Raw genomic sequence first — 17,688 nt, 5'->3', positions numbered from 1 at the left:
CTAAAAAAGCATTGTCATAGCTTCCAAATAAAAATCACAAATTTCTTATTTTATGACAATTACGCCTATTTTTGTCTAAATTCCGCTTCCCACTCAAGACCCCACTAATTATATAAAGTGATAGCACTTCATAATACTTTCGTTTAAGATTAATTTAATATAAACAAGTATTATGAAAAAAAAGAAGCTATTATCTCAGCAACTTGTAAGTCAACTCGCCAAAGAAATTTCTATAAACCTAACAAAGGAGTTAGGTATTATACAAAACCAAAATGAAGACGTCCTCCTTACAATTGATGAACTCGTTAAGCTCATAAATATGACCAAAGGAAGTATCTACGGCCTCGTTCATAAAAATGCTATCCCCTATCACAAAAAAGGCAAACTTTATTTCCTTAAATCTGAGATTTTAGAGTGGATTAAAAGTGGTAAACGGGAAACTAAAACCTCTCTTCACGATAAAGCAAATGAGTATTTAGCTAAAAATCCATTTCAATAAGCGTTAGCCTAACGTTAAAATAACGAACAATGGATAGCTATACGTATACATGTAACTATTGTGGTGGTAAATACACCCCTAGAAGAAGGTTCATACAGAAATACTGTAGTAACAGTTGCAGGGTTAATGCTTTTAATCTTAGAAAGAAGGTTTCGCAAAAGGTAGCTAAAGTTAAAGAACCGAAAGATTTAACAGCGAAAGACAAAATGAGTTGGACAGGTGTTGGCAATGCAGCTGCAGGTGCTTTTGCAATAAATTTAGCCACTAGCTTACTTACAAAAGAAGAAAATAAACCCGCCACAAAAGGTGATATTCAAAAACTATTAAATAGTGGTTTAAATAAGGTGATTTTAATAAAAAATGTACCTCCAAGAACAGATGGTTCAAGAGCCTATTTTGATACAGTACACCAAATAATAATCTACAAATAATAATATCATGAAAAATCAAAGTATAGTTAATAAATCAGAGGTCATAAAAAGACTAGAGGTTTTTCATGATGATTTATTATCAATTAAAGTAAATGACATACTAAAGATTAGGGTTGTAGACTCTTTAATATTTAAAGTTAATACCATTATTGAGATATGTAAGTACAATCCAAGATTACCACTCTACGATATTGAAAATAGTATAATAGAGATGTATAAAAAAGACAGTTCAATACATGGGGTAAACGTTCAATTTTTATTTATCAAAAAAAATGCAGAGATCGACAAAAGTAGAATTGCCAATTTAATTGTAAAGGTTTAATTATGAACGATAAATATTTACGAATAGGCACTACATACTATAAAAACGTTACTAAGCCACTTCTTAGTGAAGATAGCGTTAACATTCTGGTACAATGGTCAAAGAGTGAATTAGCAACGGACTATGGGAAAGAGTTTATAAAAAAAATCCCAAGATATGACGGTTTCTGTTTAATACCATCACACACTAATCATAGGAAAGTCATAGACGGTTTTTATAACCGTTACGAAAAATTAGATCATACTTATGGACATGGAGAGTTTCCAGACACCAAAACGTTTTTAGAGCATATTTTTGGTGAACAATATGAGATAGCCCTAGATTACTTAAGTGTTTTATGGCATTATCCATCGCAAGTACTACCTATATTATGCTTAGTGAGTACAGAACGTAACACAGGTAAAACTACTTTTTTAAATTGGATGAAGCTCATATTTCAAAACAATATGACTATAAACAATAATGAAGATTTTAGAAGCCGATTTAATTCAGACTGGGCTTCAAAGTTAATTATTGCTGTTGATGAAGTACTATTAGACAAAAGAGAAGATAGTGAGCGATTAAAGAACCTGTCTACTGCCAAAACGTATAAAAGTGAAGCAAAAGGTAAAGATAAAATAGAAGGAAGTTTTTTTGGTAAATTTATATTATGCTCAAATAATGAAGAGAACTTTGTTTATGTCGATGATTCTGAAATAAGATATTGGGTTAGAAAAATTATACCTTTTGAGTTATCGTCAGATAATCCTAACCTCCTTGAAACACTAGGGAGGGAATTACCTCAATTTTTAAATTTTATAAATACTAGAAAAATTTTAAGTCCTAGAAAAACTAGAATGTGGTTTACGAAAGAACAGATTTATACTCGGGCTCTAGAGGTGCTAATGAACGGAAATAAAACATATATTAATAAAGAAATTGAACAGATATTATCAGATGACTTTTTGAAATATGATACTGAAGAATTGAAATACTCAGTAGGGGATCTAGTAGATAAACTAAGTAAAAATAATATTAGAACTAGTTCTTTCAAAATCTCAGAACTACTAAAGAACAAATACAACTTAGAATCTAAAAACAGTACCTACACCAAATATCATATCTCCTACTCTACTGTAAACAAACCAATCGTAGAGGAAACTAAACATAAAGGCCGTCATTATATTTTCACAAAAGAATTTTTTAGAAATATAGGTTGATTTGTTGAATAAGGTCTACTGCAATGCCATGCTAGCTGGCATTCATAGAAAAACATTAAAACAACTTTAAAGCAACAATCCCAAATTAATCAATGTTGACAGGGTGTTGCTTGTTTGTTTAATGCTGTAACAATTAACATCACTATGTTTAGAGTATTTTGAACAACAGGCAACACAGGTTTTTCATTTTTAAGCTAAGAATCTCATTGCAACCACAAGTACTTTAATATTGCAATACGAATTATTACTTCTAAAAGATCATATAGATAACTAATTATAGAATATTTGACCATTCTAACATTTGAACAACTAGTATTTTAAAATATAAATGGGTTTTTTGCGGGTTTCCGTAAAACAATATTTGAAAAAGATTTTATATTTAAAGCTTTCCCATTTATAGTATTAAAAGTTTTATTTTTAGCTTTATCTATTTTATTTTCAATAGTTTAGTGATTTTTTTTTAATCATTAGTAATACACAAAAGTTAAAAGTTATTTAGCGATCTTATTTAAACCAATACACTCAACTAAAAAAATACAATAGTCCAGATATAATAATGACGAGAATCAATGAATACGAGAATTTAGAGTTAATAATAAAATACAACAATCATATATCTCTATGGTTAGTTGAAGATAATTCGGGTAAGGAGTTTGAAATTCTAACTATCAAAGTTAAAAACGATACCAAAAGTGTCATTAAAAGAGTATTAAGAAATGAAGTTTCATCTTTAGTTAATCAATATAAAAACGGCATCCAAACTGTTGTTGGACATGATTTTGATGAAAGTAATGATCAATATTATATAGTCTATGAAAATAGTCAAATTGAATTTCAACCAATAACAAACTTTAACAAGCGAAATCTTTTAGGTTTTATAAATACCCTAAATAATCTCAAAAAAGAAAATAGATTTGGTTTTATAATACATCCAGATACCCTTTTAGTTGACAAAGAAAACAACACCCTCATTAAGTTTGTCGGATTATTTGAAATTTTCAAAGCCTACAATTTATTACATAAAGATTACCTATCTCAAGAAGTCTTAGACAATAAAATTCCTAAAATACAAGATGATATTTATGCCATTGGTAAAATGTATTTTAACTATTTGATTTCAAAAGTTGATATATCTAAATATGTATCTGAGAAAAATGAAGAACGCTACAGTAAATACAGAGACGTTTTAGAAAACATTAAAGGAATTTCTGAAGTTGATAATGATCAAAATACTAGAGAAACCATTCAAGTAATCGCTAAAGAACAAGAAAAATTTAAGACTATACTAGTAGAGATGAATGACCAATGTTATTGGTTATTAGATTCAGAAAAATCTGAAAAAAGAGAATTTAAAGGTGAATTTGCAACTACTAACTATTGCGGACGATTTTTTGTGAATACTTCCAACAATCTATTTGTAATACCTTACGAAAGAACCGGTAGAACTCATAAAAAAGTTATAGCAAATGGCGAACTAGCAAACTTTAGTTTTTCTGAATTATCAAGTAGCTTTAATATCGTTGATTATTTCGGAAAACAATTTGAGCTGGTTAATGAACTTGCTGAACTAAATAAACAACATCATAATGTCTTAAAGAAATGGTCAGTACTTCCAAAAAATGAAAAGAAATTTATTGAAGATAAAGCCTTTAAAGCTACCTATTCTAAAAGAGAGGTTACAAAATCTAATAATCAAAACATAAGGTTTACATTAACTGATTCGGCTATAGATTGGAAAAGAATAAAGGAGCTAAAAAGTGATAAAGTAATAGTAAGTATTAATGATGAAAGAATTGGAGAAATCCAAAATTACGACCCAAAAGAAAATACCTTAATTATTAAAGATGCATTATTATCTATTGACGAAATTCCAGAAAAAGGAGAGCTTATTCAGGATGTAAGTGAAGAAACGAGCCAATATAAAAAACAAGAAGATGCGTGCGAACAATTTAAAAGTAGAGACATCCAAAATCCTGAAATTGCTTCCATACTGGCAACCCCCGAGGTAATACCTGCCAAAAATAGAATTGTTTTAGATTATGAAGGCTTCAAAGAACATCTCTTTTCTGAAAATCTAAAAAATGATGAAAGTCAACGCGATGCAGTATTAGAAGCAATTAATAAAAAACCTATATACCTTATTCAAGGCCCTCCAGGAACAGGTAAAACATCTGTAATAGTAGAGATGGTTGAACAGTTAGTAAATAAAAACTCTAACGTCAAAATTTTAATCACTTCTCAATCAAATTTAGCAGTAGATAATGTTTTAGAACGTTTACCTGACCATATTTTATATATGCGATTGGCTAGTGAACGAGTAATTGATAATGACGCTATAAGTGAAGAACTAAAAACGCATTTGTTTAACACTAAATTACAAAATTGGGTTAATGATACACAAGAAAAGTCAAATACCTACATAGCTAACAAATTTGGTGATAAAACTAAAAACAAAGCACTCATCAATTTCTATGTAGCCTACCAAAGACTGCCTAAATCAAATAATACTAAGACATTTTTAAATTCATTTTATAGTTCATTACGATTATCACCCAACTACATAAAACGCCTGTTTGAAAAAGTTAATTCTAAAAAAGATATCGATGCTATTTTTGATGAAGAATTAGGAACCACATACACCGATTTAATAAAAATTCAAAAAAAATGGTTTGCCTTTATTGCCAACGCTACTTCAGATGATGGTAAAATCAAAAAATCTATGCTTAACAATGGTAGTGCAGAAATAAATCTACACACTGCTTACTGTAAGACTATAAACGTATTTGGTGGTACCTGTATACATATTGCAAGCTCAAAATATAGAGACATCGATTTTAAGTTTGACTATGTGATAATGGATGAAGCGAGTAAAGCCACTCCAGCCGAAACATTAGTACCTGTTACTATGGCTAAAAATTTAGTCTTGATTGGAGATCATAAACAATTACCACCCGTAATTACCAGAGAAACTGCAATTAAAGATAGCATCAAAGAAGAATTAGACGATAATGGTTTAGATTTCAATAAAGAGTTTGGAATTAGCTTATTTGAAAGCTTAATCACAGCATTTAATGATACTAATAGCTTACACAGCTACTCTAAAATGTTAGACATACAATATAGAATGCCGAGACAATTAGGGGATTTGATTTCAAGGCATTTTTACAGTGATGATTCTACAAACATTTTAAAAAACCCAGATACGCGATTAGAAGCTCTAAAAACCTATGATGCAAATAAGTTTCATCAACTAAAATTAAAAAATCCTGAAATCTCTATCCTTGATACCTTTACAAATACCAAAGTACAAGTCCCAAGCTCTATTCTTTTTATAACCACATCAAGTAATGAGTCGCCTTATGATAATGGTATTAAAAAAAATAGAAACAACCCCTGTAATATTTCTGCTATAAAAGAAGTGCTAAAAACGCTCAATTCCAATTACAGTGCTAACCTAAAGCAAAAGACACCTTTTAATATCGGGGTAATTGCTGGGTATAGAGGTCAAGTAACTTTGTTGAGAAATGAAATAGACACCAAAGCTTATTCTAACTTTTATAATAAAAATAATACCCTCATAGAAATTAATACTGTAGATCAATTTCAAGGAGCAGAACGCGATATTATTATTTATGATATCGTAAGAAGTAGTTCTGGCGAGGACACTATCGGGTTTTTAGAAGACTACCGCAGAATTAATGTAGCCTTTTCTAGAGCTAAACGCTTATTAATAATTGTAGGCGATGGAACGTTTATCCTAAAGCGAGCGAAACTAAGTCCCAAGTCAAACTTTAACGAGTTTAAGCTTAAAAATATAGTGGAAGAATTACAGCAACAAAACTTAGTGTTTAATTCATTAAAAGATGCTATCAATGAGTAATAATAGTATTATACATAAACATCTAGACATTTTTAATACATTTAAAAACGATAAAGAAACAGAAGGCTTTGAATTAAAAGAAATACACGAAATTTACTTACCCTTTTGGTTTTGTAAACAAACAATAGTAGCCGAAAAAACAGTAGCATTAGATCGTTTTACTGAGATCATTTTAAGCATAATAAAAGCAGGAATAACAACTCATGCAGAGATATGTACCTTTTTAGGCGTAAAAGTAGATGATTTTGTAACCATGCAATTTCATTATTTATTAAAAAATGAATTACTTACGGAAAAAAATAATGAGTACACCATTACACCTAATGGACTCAAATTTTTAAATAAGAAACACACATTTCAAAAGGTAGAAATTGTCGACTTTGATTACCATATAAATGACTTGACAAAAGATTATTTTAATCCTCTTATAACAATTGACTCAAAAGAAGCTAGCAAAAAAAATAATACATTCTCTGGTTATAAAATATCTCAAAGCCATAGATTAGCTAAAAATGCAAAAGTGATTGAACACAAAAACAGACCAACTTTTAGCAAAATTAATCAAGCAGATTTTGCAGCTCTTTTTAATAAGGAGCATCCAACAATGTCATTTTATGATTATGAAAGTCAAGATGTTGAAATTCATAAACGTGCCATTGTATTTGTATGTTTAAAATATGTGACTGAAGGCAATGAAATAGAATATGAAATACGACAATTTAAAAAAACAGTAAAGAAATTTAATGGCTATACCCTAGAAAAAAACTTAACGAAAGCAGTAAACACCTATTTAAAGCATAAACCAGAACTAATAACATAAGAGGTCTAAAAATAGCGTTATATTTATTTATTTTTATCAACCTCAAAACCAGTGTAATAATTAATACATTTACATAAATGGCTAAAAAACAAGTGCAAAAAAAATCAAACCTATAGAAGAAACCCTTTGGAACTCTGCCAATAAACTACGAGGTACCGTAGAAAGCTCCGAATACAAACATGTCGTATTAGGCTTAATCTTCCTAAAGTTTTCAAGCGATAAATTCCAGAAAAGTCTCAATCTCCCCTACCCCATAAACACCTGGCTATTCATCTATTACTCTTGTTTAATAAATAACAATATTATGAAACAGAATAATTCTTTTTTTTGAGGTTTTCCGTAAGATACTCTTCAAAAAAACTACTATATTTAAATTTTCCCCAATAAAATTATAGTACTAGCTTATTATTAAAACTAAATGATAATTATTTGTTTTAATATTAAAACAGATATGAAACACATATATGCCTAAAACCAACCTAACCTTATCACAATTAGAACAATACCTATCTAAAGCAGCTTGGATTCTTAAAGGACCCGTAGATGCTTCAGATTTTAAAGTATATATATTCCCATTACTATTCTTTAAACGATTATCTGATGTTTATGATGAAGAATACCAACAAGCATTAGAAGAGTCAGATGGGGATATTGAATATGCCTCTTTGCCAGAATTTCATCGTTTTGAAATTCCAGAAGGATGTCACTGGAAAGATGTAAGGGAAACAACTACTAATGTCGGACTCGTGATTGAAAAAGCATTGAGAGGTATTGAGCAAGCCAATCAAGAATTATTATATGGCATTTTTGGAGATGCCCAATGGAGCAATAAAAACAAACTATCAGATCGATTATTAATAGACTTAATAGAGCATTTTTCGCAGTATAGTTTATCCAATTCTTTGGTTGAACCTGATATGTTAGGAAACGCCTATGAATATTTAATCAAGCACTTTGCAGACTTAACAAACAAGAAAGCAGGAGAGTTTTACACTCCTAGATCGGTGGTGCATTTATTAGGATTGATACTAGATCCGCATGAAGCCGAAACCATTTATGATCCCGCCTGTGGGACAGGAGGAATGCTTTTAGAATGTGTAGATCATTTAAAAGAAAATCAAGAAGATTATAGAACACTTAGATTATTTGGTCAAGAAAAAAACTTGACGTCAAGCTCTATCGCACGAATGAATATGTTTTTGCATGGCATAGAAGATTTTCAAATTGCCCGAGGAGATACCTTAAAAAACCCTGCTTTTTTTGCAGCCGATGGTTTAAAAACATTTGATTGTGTGATTGCAAACCCTCCTTTTTCTTTAAAAGAATGGGGTGCAGAAAATTGGGTGAATGATCCTTATGGTAGAAATATCGCAGGTGTACCTCCAAAAGGAAATGGCGATATGGCTTGGGTACAGCATATGATAAAATCTATGAATAGTACAGGGCGTATGACAGTGGTATTACCTCATGGAGCTTTATTTAGAAAAGGCGCAGAAGGAAAGATCCGTAAGAAGCTCCTAGAAGATGATTTATTAGAAGCTGTTATTGGCTTGGGGTCTAATATTTTTTATGGGACACAATTAGCTGCTTGTGTGATGGTCTTCAAACAAAACAAAGAAGCTTCAAAAAAAGATAAAGTGCTGTTTATTGATGGATCAGATCAAGTGAGAGTAGGTCGTGCGCAAAACTATTTAGAAACGACTCATGTAAACCAATTATTTGATTGGTACCACACGTATGATGACGTAGAAAATTATGTAAAAGTGGCAAGCATCGATGAGATTATAGAGAATGATTTCAATTTGAATATCCCTTTATATGTAGAAAAGATTATTGAGGATAATTTACCCAGTGTAGAGGAAGCCTTAACTGATTTAAAGTTCGCTTGGCGCGAAAGTCAAAAAGCAGAGACCAAATTTAAAACGATTTTAAAAGAGTTTATTCAATGGCATACGAAGCACCGATTACAATAAAGAAGGCAATTGATAATATTAGAAAAAGAAAATATGTTTTACCATCTATACAGAGGGAATTTGTTTGGGAACCAGATCAGATTGAAAAACTATTTGATTCTTTAATGAGAAATTATCCAATTAGTACATTCTTATTTTGGAAAGTGGATAAATCTAGAATTAAAGATTTTCAATTCTATGAGTTTTTAAAAGATTATCACGAAAAAAAGGCAAAGCATAATACAAAAGCAGATATAGGAAACGAAGAAGATGTAATAGCTATACTTGATGGGCAACAAAGAATGACATCACTATACATTGCACTAACAGGTTCTCATGCGAAGAAATTGCCTTATTATTCTAGTAAAAATGAAAATGCTTATCCTAAGAAAAAATTATATCTTAATTTATTGTCGAAGGCTAAAAATATTGAGTTAGAATATGATTTTAGATTTTTATCAAAAGATGAAATTGAAAATACAGAAAATGAGTTTTGGTTTGAGTGTAGTGAGGTTCTTAATTTTGATGATTTAAGCAAGGTTATGCAGTATTTGATGCATAATGGTTTAACGGATACATCAAAATTCACAAATGAACAATCCACTTTTGCATTAAATACAATTAGTCATTTTTTTAATGTTATAAATCAAGAAAAACCTATTAGTTTCTTTCTAGAAGAGAGTGAAGAATTAGACAAAGTTTTACAAATATTTATTAGAATAAATAGTGGCGGCACCAAATTAAGCTATTCTGACCTTCTACTTTCAATTGCCACTGCTCAGTGGAAAGAAAAAGATGCTAGAGAAATAATTCACGAATTTGTAGATGAATTAAATAAAATTGGAGAAGGCTTTGATTTTAATAAAGATTTAGTTCTTAAAACATGTTTGGTTCTTGGTGATTTTAGCGATATTAAATTTAAGGTAGATAATTTTACCAAAGAGAATATGTCCAAAATTGAACAAAATTGGGATGAAGTTTCTCGTTCATTAAAAATTGCTATAGAATTGATTTCTAAGTATGGCTATAACAGAAATAGCTTAACCGCTTCAAATGCCTTAATACCTATTGCTTATTTTATATATAAAAATGATTTAAGTGATAAAATTATTCATTCACAAGCACAAGAACAAAATAGGAAAGCTATAATAGAATGGTTATCTAGAACAATACTTAGAGGTACTTTTGGAGGAACACCCGATGCTATATATCCTGTAATGAGGAATTTTGTTAATCAACACCCTAATCGTTTTCCATTATCAGAAATCATTGAACATTATAGAGGCAAAAGAAAATCTATTTCTTTCTCCGAAGATGATATTGAAAGCATTTTAGATTTAAAATATGGAAAGAAGAATACTTTCAGTGCATTATGCTTAATCTATTCGTCTTTAAACTACTCATTTAAATATCATCAAGATCATATTCATCCAAAATCGTTTTTTTATAAAAGGAAATTAGACGAGTTAGGGATTACTAATGTTAAAATCAAAGATGAATATATTTCAAAGTTTAACAACTTATCGAACTTACAGCTTTTAGAGGCAACAACTAATATTGAAAAAAGAGATAAGCCTTTTGAAGAATGGTTAAAGGAACGATATCCTAATGATAATGATAGGAATAACTATTTAAGCTTAAATCATATAAAAAACAGTCAATCTCTTAATTTTAATGATTTTAATGATTTTTATAATCAAAGAAGAATGACTTTGAAAAAACTCTATGCAGATATTTTAAATGTTAAACTTAAAGAAACAGATAATACGCAAAACTAAATGACCCAACAAAACCTAGAAAAATACCTTTGGGGTGCTGCAACTGCTTTACGTGGTACCATAGATGCAGGCGATTATAAACAATACATCTTTCCGTTATTGTTTTTTAAACGTATCTGTGATGTATATGACGAAGAGTTTGAAAAAGGATTAGAAGAAAGTGATGGCGATTTAGAATACGCTGCCTTTGCCGAAAATCATCATTTTATCGTACCCGAAAATGCGCATTGGAACACCGTACGCGAAACCACCGTAAATATTGGTGTTGCTATACAAGACGCCATGCGCGCTATAGAAAAAGCCAATCCAGAAACCTTATACGGTATTTTTGGAGATGCCTCTTGGACCAATAAAAATAGACTGAGTGATGCAACCTTAACTAATCTTATAGAACATTACTCACAACACAAACTCAATTTAGAAAACGTACCCGATGACCAGTTAGGAAATGCCTACGAGTATTTAATAAAAGAGTTTGCAGATGATTCTGGACATACGGCAGCCGAGTTTTATACCAACCGTACCGTTGTAAAACTCATGACTATGATTATGGACCCACAACCAGGAGAAAGCGTGTACGATCCTACCTGTGGCTCTGGAGGATTACTCTTAAATTGTGCCTTGCATTTACGTGATGAAGGCAAGGAATATAGAACACTTAAATTATACGGACAAGAAATTAACCTGATCACCTCTGCCATCGCACGTATGAATATGTTTATGCACGGTATCGAAGAATTTAGCATAGTTCGCGGTGATACGCTGGCACAACCTGCCTTTTTAGAAAACGACACCTTAAAAACCTTTAATGTGATTTTGGCAAACCCACCATACTCCATTAAAGCATGGGATCAAAAAGCATTTACAAATGACCCTTTTGGACGTAACCTTTGGGGAACACCTCCACAAGGTTGTGCAGATTATGCCTTCCAGCAACATATCCAAAAGAGTTTAGATGCTACAAACGGGCGCTCTATTTCTTTATGGCCACATGGTGTTTTGTTTAGAGATAAAGAAGCAGAGTTGCGAAAGAAAATGATTGAGGAGGATTTGGTGGAGTGCGTCATTGGCTTAGGACCTAACTTGTTTTACAATTCACCCATGGAGGCTTGTTTGTTAATTACGAAAACGAATAAAAGTAAAGAGAAGAAAGGAAAAATTCTTTTTATAAATGCTGTAGAAGAAGTAAAACAAGAAAAAACAATGGGCTTTTTAGAAGAAACCCATATTGATAAAATATTTAAGGCGTATCAGGATTTTACAAATAAAGAGAATTTTTCGGCTTTACTGACTAATGAAGAAGTACTTGCTAATGATGGTAATATGTCCATTAGTTTGTATGTGAGAACGCAAGAGTTAAGCATGGAAACTAAAATAAATTTTGAAGACGTTTATGATGGTTGGGAAGATTCTTCACAACAGTTGAAAAAATCAATGAATGAACTTTTTGAAATACTTGATAATTAATGGAAGAAGTATTGGATAAGAAAATTGAAATAGATAAATCGAATTGGCTTCCAGTCAAATTTGGAGATGTTGTTTTTGAACCTAAAGAATCTACAAAAGACCCAATTGGTGATAATATTGAACATATTGTTGGATTAGAACATATTACTAGTGAGGACATTCATCTTTGCAATTCTAATAGTATTGAAGAAAGTACCACATTCACAAAGAAATTTGAAGTTGATGATGTTCTATTTGGTAGACGTAGAGCTTATCTAAAAAAAGCGGCACAAGCTAAATTTAGTGGTATTTGTTCAGGTGATATAACCGTATTCAGATCAAAGGACAATTTGCTTCCAGAGTTATTACCATTTATAGTAAATAACGATAAGTTTTTCGATTATGCTATTAAACACTCTGCTGGTGGTTTATCCCCTCGTGTAAAATTTAAAGATTTAGCCAATTACGAGTTTCTACTACCACCAAAAGACCAGCAAACCAAACTTGCGGAATTACTTTGGGCTATGGATGAGGTTGTTGAGAAGGAGAATGAGGTTTTGGAAAATCTTAATATTTCAAAAAAAGCTTTTGAAAAAAAATATCTTATTAAATATAGAAATGGAATAGAAAAGAAACTTTCTACTGATTATAAAGTTTATCGTCTTTCTGAAATAGCTGAAATAACAGGAGGTTCAACACCATCTAGAAATGTTCAGGAATATTGGAATGGAGATATTCCCTGGTTAACACCAACAGATGTGACTAAGCATAATAAAATATCACTAAGTAGAACTAGAGAATACATTACTGAAAGTGGTTTGAGAGATATATCAAATAGACTTTATCCTATTGGATCAATACTATATTGTTCAAGAGCAACTATAGGTTATGCAATTATAAATGATGTTCCTATGGCTACAAACCAAGGTTTTTCAAACTTCATTTGTAATGAAAAGGTAAATAATTATTTTCTGTACTTTCTTTTAAAGCATCTAACTAATGAGTTAACTAGGCTTGCAGGAGGAAGTACATTTTTAGAAATTTCTAAATCTTCAATAAGGAGATTTAAAGTGGTAATTCCTTCACAAAATATAATGATGAAGATTACTGAAAAATTGCTAGATTATGAAAAAAATAGAGTAGAATTAGAATCCAAAACCTCAAGTTCCAAAGCTTTACAAAAGAGTTTAATTAATCAGGTGTTTTAAAACTATGGGGCATGATAACAAAAAAGGAAATAATTGCTTATATAAATGCCACAAAAGGCACTTATTTAAATAATAGTAACACCAGTTATTCTAAAATAAATACTTCTAAAACAGTGTGGTGGTTTAATATACGCACAGATAAATTTAATGATGATGTGCATTTATTGCTTAATGATAAGACCAAAGCTATTTGGATAACATTACCTAAAGGTTTTGTAGGTAATTTATATGGCACGTTTAAAATACGAAAAGACAAAGATGCCGTAGATTTAGAAATTTCTGCAGATAGGTGTTTTAAATATTTGCAAGATGTAAAATCTGGTGGCACTGGGTTTGATTTTAGTGGGTTTGTGAAAGAGAAAATACAATTTTAGCAATAGATGGATTGGTACGAGCCAGAAAATATTTGGGACATTTATGGTATAAAAAGCAGAGATGAATTCGTTGCTAGATATGTTGTAGAAGGTAAGTTTCATAAAAATGTACCAGAAGACATAGAAAAAAGTTTTGTTACTGTAAGTTATCTATTAGCCCATAGTTATTACCATTGGCCAATGTTTGATGAGGCACTGAGAAAATCTTTACTCATCATGGAAATGGCTGTTAAGCTGAAGACTAAAGAGTTAAATATAGATTTAAAGCTTCCGCCCAATAAAAAAGGAGTTGTTTTTGACAAAAAGTTATGGAAACTTATAGAAGAGATTTGTCAAAACAATGAACTATCATTTTTACAACCTGATTTTGATAGAGCAAGAGATATAAGGAATAATAGAATGCATCCTGACAGACATTCTTTTATGGGAGCCATGAGTTATGCAGATGTAAACGCACAACTTTTTGTGAATGTAATCAACATGCTTTTTATGCATAAAGAACAACTAGTTAAGTTACAAACAAAAAGCGAGCAATTAGAAGTGGGGTTACATCCTTTTAAGACTGGATTGTTTGTTTTACAGTTTCAAAACAAAAAGATTTTAATCGATGGGTTTTATACCTTTAAATATCGTGAATTTGAAAACAATAAATTGTTGCTATTGTATATAAATCCATTGACAACTGCAGTAAAAGAGCAATTTATAGAAAAGAAATATCCAGAACCATTAATAATCACATTTAATGATTTTAAAATAAGTGAGGATAGTATTAGAGGCGTTGATTTAGAAGGTAAACCAATGAAGATTTATATTGATGATAAGGAACAGAATTTGAAGACTTATTGTAACTATTATGAGGCTTTGAGTAAGATTCCAGAATCTGATATGCATACATTTTTTCAACTAAATAGTTCTTCTGCATTATGGCAAATGGAAAAGATTATCTATGAGAATTGTTGGAATCCTAAAATGATTAGTTAAGTATTATGGAAATCGAAGAAGAAAAGCTAGAACAGGAAAATATTATATCATTTGATGATCAAATTAGGGACACTGAAATTGAAAAAAAACTTAGTATTCCAGCCAAAAGGCTGATGGAAAAATTGGAGCCAATTCCTAGTAAAATTGAGTTACTTCAATTTCGCTGGTTTTGGGAGTTAATCCAAAATGCTAGCGATTTTAATGAAGAAGTTGATGTAGAATTAGAACTTAAAGACGATCTTTTAATTTTTAGGCATAATGGTAAACCGTTTAAAATAGTAGATGTAGAGAATTTAATTACTCCTGATTCAGATAAGGATGATGAAGATATTGATGAAGACTATATAGGACGATTTGGAAGTGGTTTTATATCAACACATGCACTTTCTGCTGTAATAACAGTTGAAGGTTTGGTAAAAGATAAGTATAGAGAGAAGGTTCATTATAAATTTAAATTTGATTTAGATAGAACTAATTACAATTCTAAAAAACTTTTAATTGATTCAATTCAAAAATCTGAAGATCAATTTAAAAAAGAGTATAAAATATCAGACTATGTATCCGGCTCATTCGATACAGTTTTTACTTATGATTTAACCAAAGGATTATCAAACATAGACTCAAAAGGAATTGCAACTTCAGGAATAGAATATGCAATTAAAGTATTACCGTTAGTTTTTACATTTTTACCTAAGCTTAAATCGGTTAAGTTTATTAAAAATGGTGTTGAGGAAAAACACTTTTATCAGAAAAGCAGAGATGATCAAACTGAACTATGCGAAATAGGTTTACATATTAATTTAATACCGCAGAATGATATAAAAGTTAAATACGCTAAACAAGACGGAGTAATTGTAGCTAGAGAGATAAAAGATAATGTCGTAGCTGAATACTCAGAAGAAATAGCAGTTCTCTTTTTATACCTTCCACTAATAGGTTCGGAAAAATTTCCTTTTCCAATTTCAATAAACTCTCAAAAGTTTAAACCAGAAACAGAACGAAATGGTATAAGCATTTCCAATAATGATATCAACAACAGAAGTAACTTATTGAATGGTGTCAAAGCTTATAAAAGATTACTTCAGAATTTAGCAGAAGAAGGGGTTGGCAATCTTTATCATCTAGTTCAGTTAAAAAGCGATAGAATAAAAGCACTTTCAACTGGTTCTGATTGGTTTCAGAAAAACATAGAAAAAGAAATTAAAATTGTTCTAGATGAAGTTGAGTTTGTTAATTGTAACGGTATACCTATTTCGTATGCTAAACTGAAACTTCCCTTTATACCAGAAAATAAAACAGAGTCAAGGGATTTAGAATTTTATGATACTGTTTCAGATTTGATAGTAAATGAGGTCCCTTCAAGAGAAGAATATTTAAATTGGCTAAAGAATATTGATTTTACAATATTTAAAAGTGTTCCATTTAGGTTAGAAGCTGCTGTTAAAATAGTAGCTGGATTAAAAAATTTAGTTCAACTAGCTGAGAACATAAATAAAGATGAAGAAGAAACTGTTAAATGGTTGGCTAAATTCATTAAGTATGTAAAAGAAAATGATAATGGATTACTTGCTAAATATAAAATAATTCCTTGTCAGTCAGAACAAGGAAGTTTTGTGAATAGAGATGCTGAAATTTATACAGATAATGGAGTTGATACAGACTTAATAGAGGTCTACAACAAAATGAAAAATCAGGATTATAGATTTAAACTTTTAAATAAAACTATAAACAAGGACGTTCCAAATTTATTACCTGAAGCTAAGTATAAGACATGGAAAACTATTGCTAAAGAAATTGATGATATTTTTAGATTACGTCTAGACGCAAATTCTAGATTATCTAAAAATGAATTAGAAGGATTAAGTAAACTATTAAAATGGCTTAAAAAGAAAGGTTTCCCAAATTGGAGTGAATTACCAACCTATTTCCCAACTTTTAATAGTTCTTATACTAATTTCTTTTTAGAGAGCTTTGATGAAGAAGAAAGAGTAAAAGCAATAACTATTCGTGACAGTGGAAAACAAGATTCTCTACTTAAACTTGCTGAATCTGAAGTTACAGTAGACGAATTAAATAAAGTTGTTGAGAGTATTTCCGACATAAAAGAAATAGTCAACATAATAGATTCTGGTGCCAACCTTGAGCAACTTACAGAGTTAGCGAAATTATTTCCAAATAAAATACCTTCTCAAATAATGGATTTTGCACGTGAAGAAGGTGAGAAGACGCGAGATTTCAATGCTAAATCAAAGATAGGTAGCGATGTGGAAAAATTGTTTAAATCTGCATTTGAGAAAAATCATTTAGGATTAATTGTAGATAAAGTAGATTTAGAAGCAGTTGATTTTGTATACGCAGGAGGAGGTTCTTATGATTTTAGGATAACAAACCCCAAAACAGGGCAATCTTTTTATATTGAAATGAAATCAGTTAAACAGGGTAATAAAGATTCCGTAAAACTTGCTATTTCGCAATTAGAAAGAGCCGTTAATCCTAAATATATAGAGAATTACTGTATCGCCTTGATTGAACGAACTAAGGATATTAAAGATATGGATGAAGAGTATGTTCTAAAAAACTTAAAGTTTATCCAAAATCCAGGAACTTTTTTAAATTCAGTCTATGAAGACCACAAAAAAGTAATTGAAAGCACGAGCAAATCAAAGGAAGTCAAATTATTAATGCTTAACGCAGATTTTAGATGTAGCATTGATTATGAATTCCTTAAAGGCAAATCGAAATCTATTGCAGAACTAGAAATAGCTGTTGTAAATAGTTTAAAAAACTAATATCACTAC

Annotated in this window: 14 protein-coding genes; all 14 read left to right on the top strand. The window is 30.5% G+C overall.

Annotated elements, in window-relative coordinates:
* The first annotated feature begins 172 nt into the window (after positions 1–172).
* The 14 genes from ACFO3O_RS05545 to ACFO3O_RS05480 all read left to right on the top strand — a co-directional run bounded on the left by ACFO3O_RS05545 (position 173) and on the right by ACFO3O_RS05480 (position 17,679).
* The gene (locus ACFO3O_RS05545) at positions 173–499 is read left to right on the top strand and encodes a helix-turn-helix domain-containing protein (protein WP_379977559.1); all 327 of its coding nucleotides are present in this window, start codon (positions 173–175) and stop codon (positions 497–499) included.
* Between the two features lie 29 nt (positions 500–528).
* Entirely contained in the window at positions 529–930 is a 402-nt protein-coding gene (locus ACFO3O_RS05540) for a hypothetical protein (RefSeq protein WP_379977557.1), read from the top strand.
* Between the two features lie 7 nt (positions 931–937).
* A complete protein-coding gene (locus ACFO3O_RS05535) occupies positions 938–1,252 on the top strand; it encodes a hypothetical protein (protein ID WP_379977556.1) in 315 nt (104 codons plus the stop codon).
* 2 nt (positions 1,253–1,254) lie between these two features.
* Entirely contained in the window at positions 1,255–2,451 is a 1,197-nt protein-coding gene (locus ACFO3O_RS05530; protein WP_379977555.1) for a primase-helicase family protein, read from the top strand.
* A gap of 556 nt (positions 2,452–3,007) precedes the next feature.
* Entirely contained in the window at positions 3,008–6,331 is a 3,324-nt protein-coding gene (locus ACFO3O_RS05525) for an AAA domain-containing protein (RefSeq protein WP_379977554.1), read from the top strand.
* A complete protein-coding gene (locus ACFO3O_RS05520) occupies positions 6,324–7,151 on the top strand; it encodes a hypothetical protein (protein WP_379977553.1) in 828 nt (275 codons plus the stop codon). Before ACFO3O_RS05525 ends, ACFO3O_RS05520 begins: the two co-directional genes overlap by 8 nt.
* A 103-nt stretch (positions 7,152–7,254) precedes the next feature.
* Entirely contained in the window at positions 7,255–7,482 is a 228-nt protein-coding gene (locus ACFO3O_RS22645) for a type I restriction-modification system subunit M N-terminal domain-containing protein (protein WP_465251762.1), read from the top strand.
* 133 nt (positions 7,483–7,615) lie between these two features.
* Positions 7,616–9,124 carry a type I restriction-modification system subunit M gene (locus ACFO3O_RS05510; protein WP_379977552.1) on the top strand — a complete coding sequence of 503 codons (1,509 nt, stop codon included), beginning with the start codon at positions 7,616–7,618 and terminating at the stop codon, positions 9,122–9,124.
* Positions 9,097–10,881, top strand: coding sequence for a DUF262 domain-containing protein (locus ACFO3O_RS05505; RefSeq protein WP_379977551.1), 1,785 nt, complete (start codon positions 9,097–9,099; stop codon positions 10,879–10,881). Before ACFO3O_RS05510 ends, ACFO3O_RS05505 begins: the two co-directional genes overlap by 28 nt.
* Complete coding sequence (locus ACFO3O_RS05500) at positions 10,882–12,348, top strand: type I restriction-modification system subunit M (protein ID WP_379977550.1); 1,467 nt, start codon at positions 10,882–10,884, stop codon at positions 12,346–12,348.
* Positions 12,348–13,535 carry a restriction endonuclease subunit S gene (locus ACFO3O_RS05495; protein WP_379977549.1) on the top strand — a complete coding sequence of 396 codons (1,188 nt, stop codon included), beginning with the start codon at positions 12,348–12,350 and terminating at the stop codon, positions 13,533–13,535. Before ACFO3O_RS05500 ends, ACFO3O_RS05495 begins: the two co-directional genes overlap by 1 nt.
* 11 nt (positions 13,536–13,546) lie before the next feature.
* Positions 13,547–13,909 carry a hypothetical protein gene (locus tag ACFO3O_RS05490; RefSeq protein ID WP_379977548.1) on the top strand — a complete coding sequence of 121 codons (363 nt, stop codon included), beginning with the start codon at positions 13,547–13,549 and terminating at the stop codon, positions 13,907–13,909.
* Positions 13,910–13,915: 6 nt separating this feature from the next.
* Entirely contained in the window at positions 13,916–14,890 is a 975-nt protein-coding gene (locus ACFO3O_RS05485; protein WP_379977547.1) for a hypothetical protein, read from the top strand.
* Between the two features lie 5 nt (positions 14,891–14,895).
* The gene (locus ACFO3O_RS05480) at positions 14,896–17,679 is read left to right on the top strand and encodes a sacsin N-terminal ATP-binding-like domain-containing protein (protein ID WP_379977546.1); all 2,784 of its coding nucleotides are present in this window, start codon (positions 14,896–14,898) and stop codon (positions 17,677–17,679) included.
* Positions 17,680–17,688: the final 9 nt, after the last annotated feature.

The organism is Dokdonia ponticola (assembly GCF_042653865.1).
Taxonomy (GTDB): domain Bacteria; phylum Bacteroidota; class Bacteroidia; order Flavobacteriales; family Flavobacteriaceae; genus Dokdonia; species Dokdonia ponticola.
This window is presented reverse-complemented; position numbering and strand designations above follow the sequence as displayed.

Bases quoted from the DNA above. Each gene is read 5' to 3' on its own strand.
- ACFO3O_RS05485 (WP_379977547.1), top strand. From the start codon at position 13,916: ATGGATTGGTACGAGCCAGAAAATATTTGGGACATTTATGGTATAAAA.
- ACFO3O_RS05535 (WP_379977556.1), top strand. From the start codon at position 938: ATGAAAAATCAAAGTATAGTTAATAAATCAGAGGTCATAAAAAGACTA.
- ACFO3O_RS05530 (WP_379977555.1), top strand. From the start codon at position 1,255: ATGAACGATAAATATTTACGAATAGGCACTACATACTATAAAAACGTT.
- ACFO3O_RS05525 (WP_379977554.1), top strand. From the start codon at position 3,008: ATGACGAGAATCAATGAATACGAGAATTTAGAGTTAATAATAAAATAC.
- ACFO3O_RS05540 (WP_379977557.1), top strand. From the start codon at position 529: ATGGATAGCTATACGTATACATGTAACTATTGTGGTGGTAAATACACC.
- ACFO3O_RS05480 (WP_379977546.1), top strand. From the start codon at position 14,896: ATGGAAATCGAAGAAGAAAAGCTAGAACAGGAAAATATTATATCATTT.
- ACFO3O_RS05520 (WP_379977553.1), top strand. From the start codon at position 6,324: ATGAGTAATAATAGTATTATACATAAACATCTAGACATTTTTAATACA.
- ACFO3O_RS05500 (WP_379977550.1), top strand. From the start codon at position 10,882: ATGACCCAACAAAACCTAGAAAAATACCTTTGGGGTGCTGCAACTGCT.
- ACFO3O_RS05510 (WP_379977552.1), top strand. From the start codon at position 7,616: ATGCCTAAAACCAACCTAACCTTATCACAATTAGAACAATACCTATCT.
- ACFO3O_RS05545 (WP_379977559.1), top strand. From the start codon at position 173: ATGAAAAAAAAGAAGCTATTATCTCAGCAACTTGTAAGTCAACTCGCC.
- ACFO3O_RS05495 (WP_379977549.1), top strand. From the start codon at position 12,348: ATGGAAGAAGTATTGGATAAGAAAATTGAAATAGATAAATCGAATTGG.
- ACFO3O_RS05505 (WP_379977551.1), top strand. From the start codon at position 9,097: ATGGCATACGAAGCACCGATTACAATAAAGAAGGCAATTGATAATATT.
- ACFO3O_RS05490 (WP_379977548.1), top strand. From the start codon at position 13,547: ATGATAACAAAAAAGGAAATAATTGCTTATATAAATGCCACAAAAGGC.